Below are 11,950 nucleotides of genomic sequence, written 5' to 3'. Positions count from 1 at the left end.
ACTATTCCCTCCCTCTTTGGTGTCTCACATAAAAGATTGACACTATTGTACATATGATTAATAAAATTACAGCACTAGTTGAAGCTAGAGAATATTCATATCGAGTAAATCCTTGTTTATAAATAAATGTGCTAAGTATCTCGGTCGAGTCAATTGGACCGCCTCCAGTGGTCATCCAAATAAGTGCAAATTGTTGTATTGTCCACACAAAATCTAATAATATTAAGCTAATTAAAATTGGTTTCAATTGAGGAATAGTAATATGGAAAAAACTTTTTATGCTATTTGCGCCATCAATCGCAGCAGATTCATAGAGTTCTGATCGTATTCCTTGAAGCCCAGCTAAAATACTTATCATAAAGAAGGGATATCCCGCCCAAATATTAATCATAGTAACCGACAATAATGCAAAATCTCTTGAAGCGAGCCATTCAATTTGATTACTGGTTAAATTAAATTCTATTAAAAAATAGTTGATTAGGCCGTTAGGATTTAATAGTAACTTCCATAAAATTGCTATTACGGCTGCTGTAAACATCCAAGGTAAAGCGAAAATTACTCTAAATATTGCTTTAGTTTTAGTACCAAGATATTTTGTATTTAATACCATTGCAAATGTCATTCCTAAAATCATATGTGCAACTATACTAAAGCCAACAAAAATCGATGTATTCTTTACAGCTGTTAAAAAAGATTTATTTGCTAATACTTCTTTAAAGTTTGAGAAACCGATAAATTCGGGATTTTTATTAATGATTACATTATCGAAGAAGGAATAACGAATAACCATAAAAATAGGTATAACTAACAAAATAATCATTAATAAAACTGTTGGTAAAAGATATACATATGGCTCTGATTTCTTTTTAAATCGAGTTTTCCTATTATACTGTAACTTTCTTATTGTTTCAGTTTCAGTTTTCACTTACTTTTACCACCTTTCTAAACAGGGATGTATGTTATGCATACATCCCGCTGGCAAATAAAGAAGTATCTATTATTCAAATGCATCTTCCCATATTTTCTGTGTTTCTTCTAACATATCAGCTGCTGAACTGGTATCACCATCTAAGTAAAGTTGCAGTTGTTCATCAAAAGTTCTCATCAATTCTTCTGAAGTTGGAAGGCCGGTAAATTCGTTAATCGCATATGAATTTTGATAAATTTCATAAGCTTTTATGAATAGCTTATCTGCTTTAGAGTAATCAGGTTGTGCTTTTGAGTTTCCTGGAAAGGCATTTGCATAAACAGCAAGTTCTGCATTAACTTGAGGACTCATTAGATATTCAACAAATTTCATAGCTTCTTCTTTATGTTCGCTGTTTTCTGCAACTCCAATCCCCCAATTTGCTACGTCCATGCCACTTTTACCACTATAACCATCTTTAAGAGGCATTGGAATGATATCGAAGTTTAAATTAGGTGCTCCTTTTTTTATAGTGGTTAAGTGAGCTAGAGAATCAGTCATAAATGCTATACGACCGTTTGTAAACTCTTCTACCATATCTGCCTCTTTCATTGCGTATGCACCTGGAGCTACTACGTCAGAATCAAATAGATCTTTTACAAATTCTACAGTAGCAGTTAAGTCTTCATTATTTGTTAAAGCTGGCTTTCCATCATTTAACATAGAACCCCCGGAAGCCCATAGCCAACTCATAAAATTGTTTTGAATGCCACTTGGAGATTCTGTAGACAATGGAATGGCCCATCCTGCTTTTCCTGTTGACTTAGTAATTTTACTTGTCACTTCACTAAATTCAGACCAAGTTTTAGGAATCTCCTTAACACCAGCCTCTTTTAAGATATCTAAGTTTACATACATCGGATATGCAAAATTGGCAACAGGAATCATATATGTATTCCCATCAACTTTAATCTGATCGGATAATTGACTATCATCGTATCCACTTTTACTCATTAATTCTGTCAAATTTGCAATGGATCCTTGTTTAGCAAAATCATATACCCAAGAGCCATCTAGACCAACAACATCTGCCATTGTACCTGCGGCTGCGCCAGCTGCTATTTGAGTTTTGGTATCAGCATATGGATTACTTAATAGTTTTACCTTGATTCCTGTATCTGAAGTGAACTTATCTACAATATCTTGAAGAACTCCATCTGGTAGTTCTACTCCCCACCACTGTTGGAACTCTAATGTAACTTCCTGGTTACCATTTTTGTCTTTAGTGGTCTTTTGAGAATCCATACAGCCCACTAATACTATAGAAATACACACTATTGATAAAATTGATACCATTCTTTTATTAAGCGCTTTCAAAATTTGAAGTTTCAAATTAAGTCACCCCTATTTTTTTATATAATGCAGATAAATTTATTCCTATAATTCAGAGTAAGACTGTATACAGATCCATTTTATGTATACAAGGTGAAATGAGTGGGACAACAAACAAACTTATAATTCCGTTACTTGATACGAATCAAACAAATGCATATTGCTTACATAACCATTATTTTTTCTCTGGTTGTATCTAGCAAAAAGGATCAGACTTGTTGTTATCTGGATTCTTATTTAATGTATTTTGGAATTCTCCAAAAAAAGAAGGCTTTACCTCACTAGAGAGGTTGATCTTTCAACAGTGCATTTCGTTAATTTAATAATACTTCTCCCCCTCACATTATTTTGTTTATTAATACATAAAGATTAAATGCATTGGTTTTTTTTGTCAATAAGAATTGAACAAAATAAACATATATATAACAATAAATGTTTGTAAATTTGTTTAATTTGTTTGTTTATCTTGATTTATTCTTTTGGTTCCTATATAAATAAAGTGTAAAACACATGAGTGATTGGAGATAATTATGTCTGCTGAAACAAGATTGAAAAAACTATCTGAATTTATAATTAAAAGAGGAAGTTTATCCGTACAGGAATTAGTTGAAGAATTTCAAGTATCAGATATGACTATTAGAAGGGATTTGCAAAAGTTGGAGCAACGCGGATTATTCGAAAGATATCATGGTGGAATCCGCCATGTAAGGGAAGAGTCCCCCGTTCAACGAGAGACACAATATGTAGAGGAAAAGAAAAGTATTGCTAGATATTGTTTGACGCTTATATCCTCCAACGATACAATCTTTCTGGATTCTGGTACTACCGCTAATTATATTGCAGTCGCATTAGCTGAATCTGCACTTGAGAACGTTACGGTAATTACAAACTCCCTAACTACTGCATATCCCCTTCGATATGCGCAAAATATATCTTTATTTATGGCCGGTGGTGAGTTTCGTCAAAATTCACAGGCATTCCTTGGCAATGGAGCAAAATCTTTTCTAGAAAGTTTATATGTAAACAAAGCGTTTATTGGAACTAGCGGTGTTGTTGAAAACGGCTATAGTGTATTTCACTTTTCTGATGCCGAAATAAAACAAACTATGATTAAGTCTAGTAAAGAAACATATATTTTAGCCGATACATCAAAGTTTGGAAAGCGTTCTATGAATCTATTTGCTCCCATTGAAAGCGTCGATATGATAATAACTGATAGTAGTTTATCTGACTATTGGGTAACTGTAGTTGAAAATAAAGATGTCAAGCTAATTAAGGTATGAGTGTTTAATTAAAATTACATTAAGGGGGTGGTGCCCTTCAACATGGATTGCCATGTTGGCTTTAAGGACTCATGTTAGATAAATGTTTAATTATGAAAATAGTGTATATTATCTAGAAAATCGACTGTTACTTGAAATTAAAAAGCTTATAACATTTTCTGAATTCTAAAGACTAAGTGAAACAAATTTAAACTTTTTAAGAGGAGAGATGAACTGAATGTTAATTACAATGAAAGAATTATTAACTGTTGCAAAAGAAAATCAATTTGCAGTAGGAGCGTTTAATGTTGCAGATAGTACATTCTTAAGAGCTGTGATAGAAGAGGCGGAAGAATTAAAATCTCCAGCAATCATTGCAATCCATCCTTCTGAGCATGAATTTTTGACAGATGAATTTTTCTCATACGTTAAACATCGTGTATATGAAAGTGCAGTTCCATTTGTGTTGCATTTAGATCATGGAGGTTCTTTGGGAGATATATTAAGAGCAATTCGTTGTGGATTTACATCGGTGATGATTGATGGATCTTTACTTCCATACAATGAAAATATCGCTTTAACTAAAAAGATCGTTGAAATTGCTCATTCTGTTGGTGTTTCTGTGGAAGGTGAATTAGGGACTATCGGGAATACAGGAAATTCAATAGAGGGTGGTGTAACTGAGGTTACATATACTAATCCGGCTGAAGCAAAGGATTTTGTTGTTAGAACAGGTGTTGATTCATTAGCAGTGGCAATTGGTACTGCACACGGTATTTATCCGAAACATATTAAACCAGAGTTGCAATTAGATATTCTTGAAGAAATTAATAAACTTGTTGATATCCCGCTAGTATTACATGGTGGTTCATCCAATCCAGATAGTGAAATTGCTCAATCTGTGAAACTAGGTGTCAGTAAGATTAATATATCTAGTGATATGAAGTATGCTTATTATAAAAAAGTACGTGAAATTTTAAATTCAACTGAATATTGGGATCCGAATGTTATTTATCCAGAATGTATTCTAGAAGCACGAAAGGTGATCAACCATAAAATGCACCTTTTCAACTCTGTAGGAAAAGCCAGTCTTTACGAAAAGGTAAATACAACTAACAGAAATGAAAAGGCATTATCGGATAATTTATATTAGTAATATCTCAAATAAAGAAAATCCTCATCAGATACTTCACAATAATCAACTCACAACTATTCATATTCATATCTCCTTAGAATCTCTCATAATATCTATTAAATTATTATTGTTATAACTAGGAAGGTTGATTACATGGCTAATTTGCAAACAAAGGATTATAGGGAAATGGTTGCCAATATGCTTGCTGAAACTGGAATTGTTTTAACTCAAGCAGAACAGGAAATGATTGAGATAGTAGATTTTAACTTGAAAAATCTAGAAAAAACAGGATTACAGTTAATCACTTACGTTAATAATGAGCGTTATTGTGCAAAAGATTTAGTATTGTTTCCACATCAAACATGCCCTGAACATCGCCATCCACCAAGAAAAAATGGAGATTCTGGCAAATTAGAAACGTTTAGATGTCGTAAAGGAACAGTTTATCTTTTTGTGGAGGGAGAATCTACTGTTTCTCCGAAAGCGTCACCACCTACAGAGGATTTAGGATACTATACTGTATTTCATGAAATTGTACTACAGCCTGGAGAACAATATACCATTCCGGAAAACACAAAGCACTGGTTTCAAGCAGGAGAAGAAGGAGCTGTCATATCCGAATTTTCATCCAATAGTGAAGATGAGACAGATATTTTTACAGACCCAAGAATAAAACGTGTCTAGAAAAGAAAAGCTCTTTTTAGGTATTAACAAAATAATAACCAAGACTCGAGAATGAGTTTTTGCTTTCTATTACTTTTACGAACATATTGTACTCAAACCTTATCAGTTTGAATAATACGTAGTTAGTGGCATCATTTGATAAAATCTTCAATACTAATCGGGAATAAGAGCTCATAAACCGTAACGAGGTTTATGAGCTTTTTAATACTCATTGTAAAGTCATTATTATTGTAAGAGGATATAAGAGTAAAAAAATTATATTGAATATTAAAAAATATTTGGGGATGATAGCTTTTCAATCACCTATATATTATATCTTCTAATAAAGTAAAAGTACTTAGAGTAAGAATGTTAAACCTAGGATAATTATTCCAGAGATGAAGCCGCTGTCATATGATTTGATGAGGCAGGAACAGAATAGGAAGGCGTTAGATATAATTAAAAAGTGGAAAAGAAAGAAGTTATTTACCTTTAGATAAATACGAAAATACGATATAAAAAATGTTTTTTTTAATGAAGAAAATAATGCTGTCTTTAAGAGCAATGAAAACCATTGGATGAAACGATATTTTACCTTATCTTGATCACCTTTTACGTAAACGCGCATTCAACACTATAGTAGTTATTGTCTTAAAATTGCAAACTACCGTCTCATTCGGATTTTAATATTTTATGAAAGTAATTTTTTAGACATGAAATACTCACCATTAGATAAACATATTTTATTTTTTAATCTGTCTACCTAATGGGAGCATATCATACATCTAGGTTTAAGCCTTTTTGAAAAGTATAATTCCAACTGGGTTCGAACCCAGCGCCCTCCATCCTGTCAATTTACTAGTCTAAATTTCTTAATTTCATCAAAGTAAGACGGATTTATTTTTCCATATAGACCGCAAACAATAAGGGATCATTCATTCAAGCATTCTTCGGATTGCTTTTTTATATTTCTTTTTCGTTATTATTGCAGGAAATATAGTTCTTGCTTGTCGAATTAATTATTTGGGAGAGAGTTGAATATTTTAGCGGGAAGAGATTTTTAGAAATTGATATTCCGTTGAAATGTCAGAAGTTAAATTAATTCCTCCTATCATTTGAAAAGTCCAGTGAATATGTTATGTCTAATTAATTCGGAATATTTTGATTTTAGTAAAGGGGGATACAGTAATGAATGTACCATTAATACTTACGCAATTCTTAGACAGGGCCGTAAGCTTGTATGGGGACAAGCAGGCTATCATATGTGAAGACAGGGTATTTACATATCAAGAACTAAATGAAAGAGTTAATCGGTTATCTCACGGTTTAAAGAATTTGGGGGTTCAAAAAGGGGATCGTATTGCCTACTTAGCACCAAACTCTGTTGAAATGTTGGAGGGCTTTTATGGGATTTTCCAATTGGGTGGTGTGATGGTACCACTAAATAGTCGATTAAAGCCAGATGATTATCAATTTATTCTAAACCACAGTGAATCGAAAATTTTATTCGTTGATCAAGACCTTTACCATTTGATTTTGCCAATTAAAGATAAGCTAAAGACGATTGAAAAAATTATAGTTCATTATAAAGATTCAGAGACAGAAGAGGTAGGATATGATGTTTGGTTGGAAGAGAAAAGTAACGAGGCATTTGAGAGATTTCCGTTAGAAGAAGATGATGTATGCAGCCTTCTTTATACAAGTGGAACAACCGGGAATCCAAAGGGAGTCATGCTGACTCATAGAAATAACTATATTCATGCGTTAAGTACTATGCATCATCTTCGCATAACGGATGAAGATGTGTTACTTCATGTCTTACCGATGTTTCATGTAAATGGTTGGGGTTCTCCGTTTTATTATACGGCTAACGGTGCTACTCAGGTCTGCTCTCGAAAAACGACGCCTGAGATGATTTTTTCTGCCCTCGAAAAACATAAAGTAAACGTTATGCATATGGCTCCAACCGTGTTAAATGCACTTCTGCAATATTACGACCAGAATAGCTCAAATATTGAACAAGCAGTTCGAGTTGTCATTGCCGGTTCGGCACCACCGCCAGCCTTTGTTAGACGAGTGGAAAAAGAGCTGGGCTGGGATTTCATACAAGTATATGGAATGACTGAATCTTCTCCTTTAAGCTTGATTTCAGTTGTTCGCTCAGAATTAAAGGAGTTACCTACTGAGGAACAATATAGAATTAAATCGAAGGCTGGGATATCGATGGTTGGCTGTGAAGTTAAAGTTGTGACTGAGCATGGCGAAGAAGTCGAGCATAACGGTAAAGAGATTGGGGAAGTCATTACAAGAAGTAATGGAGTCATGTTAGGGTACTGGAAGAATGAAGAGGCAACGATGGAGGCGATCAAAAACGGATGGCTTCATACGGGAGATATGGCTACTGTAGATGAAGATGGACATATTGATATTGTCGATAGGAAGAAAGACGTTATCATAAGCGGAGGAGAAAATATCTCTTCCATCGAGGTTGAGGGCGTGTTATATGACCACCCCGATGTATTAGAAGCAGCGGTGATCGCTGTTCCTCATGAAAAGTGGGGAGAAACTCCGCATGCCTTTATTGTTCAAAGAGAGGGAAGAAACGTTTCTGAAGAGGAATTAATTGCATTTACAAGAGAGAGGTTAGCTCATTTTAAAGCGATAACAGGAGTAACCTTTGTAAGCGAACTACCAAAGACAGCTTCTGGGAAAATACAAAAGGTAGTCCTTCGTAATGATTACTGGGAGGCAGCCGGAAAAGGCGGGAAATTCGTCAATTAATAAAATATCAACTGAAGATTATTATGATAGGTAACTAGTAGGATTAGATTAGGAAAAATAAGTATAATCAATATAAAAAAGACTCGCTATCTGATTAGCGAGTTTTAACTTTCTTAGAATCTATTTAATGGTGCTACATATTTCGATTTAATTAATTAATTTAAGAACTACACTCAAAGTAGATTTCACATTCATTTTTAACTATCCAATCAAAACCTAAATATTTGAATAAATAAAATAATTTGACAATTTTGTGAAGGTTGAGTTAGAATCTAAATCATAATAAATGAACATGGAGAGGGGTGAAGAAAACGGAATTAAAGGATCGCATTCTGGATACATCTGTTAAGCTGTTTGAAAAGCATGGCTTTCATGGTGTTTCAGTAAATGATATTGTTCAGGCCAGTGATACTTCAAAGGGTGGTTTTTATCACCATTTTCAATCAAAGGATGAATTGCTTTTCTCTATACACGACACATTTATCTCCTATGTCTTGCGTAAAGCCAAAGAGGCTATCCACCATTATCAAACTCCACCAGAGAAACTTCAGCAGATTATTTACTCGTTTACGAAAGTATTTGATCTCTACCAATCTCACATATCAGTCTTTTATCAGGAAAGTAAATATTTAAAACCGGAACTGGATTCAACTATTAAACTGAAGCGGGATGAGTTCAGGCTATTAATATACGAAGTCATTAAAGAAGGTCAGGATTCCGGAGATTTTCGAAAAGAGATTCCTTTTGAAATTAGTGGTTTGGCCATTTTGGGAATTGTGAACTGGACCTCAAAATGGTACCAACGAAACGGGCCATTGCCGATGGATCAGATTTCTGTGTATTTTACTGACTTTATTATGCATGCTCTATTAACGGAAGAGGCAAAAAGGAAATACGCACATTTTTTTACCACATAAATTAAAGCGCTTACATATCTATAACAGACCAACCAGTCGGTCTTTCACAAAAGAGTAGGAGGATGAAAATGAACTTTGAATTGAGCACGGAGCAAAAGATGGTCCGCAATATGGCAAGAGAATTTGCGGAAAAGGAAATTAAGCCAATAGCGATTGAATTAGACCGGGAGTCAAGATTCCCTGAAGAAGTATTTAAGAAAATGGGTGAATTAGGTCTGCTCGGAATTCCCTTTCCAGAAGAATACGGAGGCTCTGGTGGAGATACGATCTCTTATGCGCTTGCAGTAGAGGAAATTGGAAGAGCCTGCGGAGGTACGGGCTTGAGCTATGCAGCTGCCGTATCACTTGGATCGAGTCCGATTTATTATTTTGGAACAGAGGAGCAAAAGCAACAGTACTTAACTCCATTGGCAAGTGGTAAGGCCTTAGCATCATTTGGATTAACGGAGCCTAATGCCGGATCAGATGCCGGAGGGACGAGAACAAGGGCAGTTCTAGAAGGTGATGAGTACGTAATTACAGGAGAAAAATGCTGGATTACAAATGCCGGATTTGCAGAAACGATTACGGTCACTGCGATATCTGGTAAGACCAATACCGGAAAAAATATTATTTCCGCCTTTCTTGTACCAACTAATACGCCAGGGCTAAAGATTACTAGCAATTACGACAAAATGGGTGTTCGAGCTTCGAATACATCAGAAATAATCCTCGACCATGTTCGGGTACCTAAGGAGAATGTCCTTGGAGATCTCGAGGGAGGATTTAAACAATTTTTATATACACTGGACGGCGGCCGGATTTCAATCGCGGCTTTGGCGGTCGGGATTGCTCAGGCAGCATTTGATAAAGCGCTTGCCTACAGTAAGGAACGAATCCAGTTTGGACAGTCCATCTCTAAGTTTCAGGCTATTCAATTTAAGCTGGCAGACATGGCAATGGAAATTGAGCTGGCGAGAAATATGGTATTAAAGGCTGCCTGGCTTAAAGATCAAAAAAAGAATTTCACAAAAGAATCTGCCTATGCCAAGCTATTTGCTTCTGAAATGGGATTCCGTACATGCAATCAGGCGATTCAAATTCATGGTGGATATGGATATATGCGTGAATACGAAGTGGAGCGTTACTTACGTGATATGAAGTTATTGGAGATTGGCGAGGGTACATCAGAAATTCAGCGACTTGTAATATCCCGCCAACTAGGTTGCTAGCCTTATATTTTTTTAAGTGATAAGGAGGAACGAGATGGCGGATTTGGTTCAGAAAACAGTGGGTGCTCTTTTGGATGAAATAGCTCAAGAGAATGCGGAGCGAGAAGCAGTTGTTTATGCAGAGCGAGGTCTTCGGTATACGTATAAACAGTTTAATGATGTTTGCAAGGAGGCAGCCCGAGCGTTTATGTCGCTTGGAATGGAAAAGGGAGATCATCTTGCCATATGGGCGACTAATACTCCTGAATGGCTGATTACCCAATATGCGACAGGGAAGATGGGAGCGGTGCTCGTTACGGTAAATACGAGTTACAGAGCCAAAGAGCTAGAATACCTTTTGCAGCAGTCTGATTCAAAAACACTTATTTTAATGGAAAATGTGAAGGATCATTCCTATATTGAAACACTTTATGAAGTCATACCGGAATTAAGAGATGCACCTCCTGGAGAGGTGGTATCAGAGAAGCTGCCTTATTTAAAAAATGTTATCGTGCTCGGTGAGAATCGATATCCTGGTACGTACAGCTGGGATGATGTGATAAAAATGGCCTCCCACACATCAGAGCAGGAATTGGCTGAAAGGCTAGATTCCTTACACGACAGCGATGTCATCAATATGCAGTATACGTCTGGGACAACTGGTTTTCCAAAGGGAGTCATGCTGACTCACCGCAATATCGTCAATAACGCGATCAATATTTCTGAGGGAATGAAGCTGACAAATGAAGATCGTATGTGTATTCCAGTTCCTTTTTTCCATTGTTTTGGGTGTGTATTAGGAACATTAACAGCCGTTTCTGTTGGTGCAGCCATGATTCCATTGCAGGAGTTTAATCCGCGCAGTGTTTTACAGGTTGTTGAAGAAGAAAAATGTACCGCTCTTCACGGTGTTCCAACGATGTTCATTGCTGAAATGAACCTGGAGGACTTTGAAGAATACGATTTATCCACTCTGCGTACAGGTATAATGGCTGGTTCCACCTGCCCTATTGAAGTCATGAAGGGTGTAGTGGAAAAGATGGGGGCCAATGAAATAACGATTGTATTTGGACAGACCGAATCTTCACCTGGTATCACTCAAACGAGGACGGACGATCCGCTTGAATTGCGAGTCAGCTCCATTGGCAGATCGATGCCTAATATTGAGGTGAAAATCGTCGAGCCTGGCACTGAGAATGAAGTGCCTCGGGGGCAGCATGGCGAGTTAATCACACGCGGTTACCATGTCATGGAGGGTTATTACAAAAATCCAGAAGCAACTGCAGCTGCGATTTCCAAAGATGGCTGGCTTCATACCGGTGATTTGGCTGTCATGGATGAAAATGGGTATTGCGCTATTACTGGCAGGCTTAAGGACATGATTATCCGTGGTGGCGAAAATATTTATCCAAGAGAAATAGAAGAGTTTTTGTACCAGCATCCTTCTGTACTTGATGTCCAGGTCATTGGTGTACCAGATGCCAAATATGGTGAAGAAGTAATGGCATGGATCATTCCTAAAGAAGGCACATCCATAACAGCCGAGGATATCCGTACTTACTGCCACGGGAAGATTTCAAGGCATAAAATTCCGCGCTATATCGAATTTATAGACGAATATCCGATGACAGCTTCCGGAAAAATTCAAAAATATAAGCTTCGGGAACAATCCATGCAGATTTTGGGAACGTGAGGAGGAGCAG

9 protein-coding genes are annotated in these 11,950 nt (G+C 36.3%); 7 read left to right on the top strand and 2 right to left on the bottom strand.

Annotation, left to right across the window (positions count from 1 at the left end; translation table 11 throughout):
• Position 1 precedes the first annotated feature (1 nt).
• Together FHY45_RS05140 and FHY45_RS05135 are read right to left on the bottom strand one after the other, a co-directional pair.
• Positions 2–925, bottom strand: a complete 924-nt coding sequence (locus FHY45_RS05140; protein WP_257468995.1) for a carbohydrate ABC transporter permease — start codon at positions 923–925, stop codon at positions 2–4.
• A 72-nt stretch (positions 926–997) separates the two neighbouring features.
• Positions 998–2,299, bottom strand: a complete 1,302-nt coding sequence (locus FHY45_RS05135) for an ABC transporter substrate-binding protein (RefSeq protein WP_257468993.1) — start codon at positions 2,297–2,299, stop codon at positions 998–1,000.
• A gap of 530 nt (positions 2,300–2,829) precedes the next feature.
• Here FHY45_RS05135 and FHY45_RS05130 point away from each other — a divergent pair.
• The 7 genes from FHY45_RS05130 to FHY45_RS05100 all read left to right on the top strand — a co-directional run bounded on the left by FHY45_RS05130 (position 2,830) and on the right by FHY45_RS05100 (position 11,940).
• Positions 2,830–3,582, top strand: a complete 753-nt coding sequence (locus FHY45_RS05130; protein ID WP_139891598.1) for a DeoR/GlpR family DNA-binding transcription regulator — start codon at positions 2,830–2,832, stop codon at positions 3,580–3,582.
• A gap of 217 nt (positions 3,583–3,799) precedes the next feature.
• Entirely contained in the window at positions 3,800–4,714 is a 915-nt protein-coding gene (locus FHY45_RS05125) for a ketose-bisphosphate aldolase (protein ID WP_139891597.1), read from the top strand.
• Between the two features lie 135 nt (positions 4,715–4,849).
• Positions 4,850–5,380, top strand: a complete 531-nt coding sequence (locus FHY45_RS05120; RefSeq protein ID WP_373925467.1) for a cupin domain-containing protein — start codon at positions 4,850–4,852, stop codon at positions 5,378–5,380.
• Between the two features lie 1,167 nt (positions 5,381–6,547).
• A complete protein-coding gene (locus tag FHY45_RS05115) occupies positions 6,548–8,140 on the top strand; it encodes a long-chain-fatty-acid--CoA ligase (RefSeq protein WP_139891596.1) in 1,593 nt (530 codons plus the stop codon).
• Positions 8,141–8,442: 302 nt separating this feature from the next.
• Positions 8,443–9,057 (top strand): TetR/AcrR family transcriptional regulator, encoded by a 615-nt coding sequence (locus FHY45_RS05110; RefSeq protein ID WP_139891595.1) that lies wholly within the window; start codon positions 8,443–8,445, stop codon positions 9,055–9,057.
• A 68-nt stretch (positions 9,058–9,125) separates the two neighbouring features.
• Positions 9,126–10,268 carry an acyl-CoA dehydrogenase family protein gene (locus tag FHY45_RS05105; RefSeq protein WP_139891594.1) on the top strand — a complete coding sequence of 381 codons (1,143 nt, stop codon included), beginning with the start codon at positions 9,126–9,128 and terminating at the stop codon, positions 10,266–10,268.
• Positions 10,269–10,302: 34 nt separating this feature from the next.
• A complete protein-coding gene (locus FHY45_RS05100) occupies positions 10,303–11,940 on the top strand; it encodes an AMP-binding protein (protein WP_257468991.1) in 1,638 nt (545 codons plus the stop codon).
• The last annotated feature ends 10 nt before the right edge of the window (positions 11,941–11,950 follow it).

This window comes from Bacillus sp. D386 (assembly GCF_006346415.1).
The sequence above is the reverse complement of the archived record's forward strand: the minus strand, read 5'-3'. Positions and strand labels throughout refer to the sequence as shown.

Bases quoted from the DNA above. Each gene is read 5' to 3' on its own strand.
- FHY45_RS05130 (WP_139891598.1), top strand. From the start codon at position 2,830: ATGTCTGCTGAAACAAGATTGAAAAAACTATCTGAATTTATAATTAAA.
- FHY45_RS05125 (WP_139891597.1), top strand. From the start codon at position 3,800: ATGTTAATTACAATGAAAGAATTATTAACTGTTGCAAAAGAAAATCAA.
- FHY45_RS05120 (WP_373925467.1), top strand. From the start codon at position 4,850: ATGGCTAATTTGCAAACAAAGGATTATAGGGAAATGGTTGCCAATATG.
- FHY45_RS05115 (WP_139891596.1), top strand. From the start codon at position 6,548: ATGAATGTACCATTAATACTTACGCAATTCTTAGACAGGGCCGTAAGC.
- FHY45_RS05105 (WP_139891594.1), top strand. From the start codon at position 9,126: ATGAACTTTGAATTGAGCACGGAGCAAAAGATGGTCCGCAATATGGCA.
- FHY45_RS05100 (WP_257468991.1), top strand. From the start codon at position 10,303: ATGGCGGATTTGGTTCAGAAAACAGTGGGTGCTCTTTTGGATGAAATA.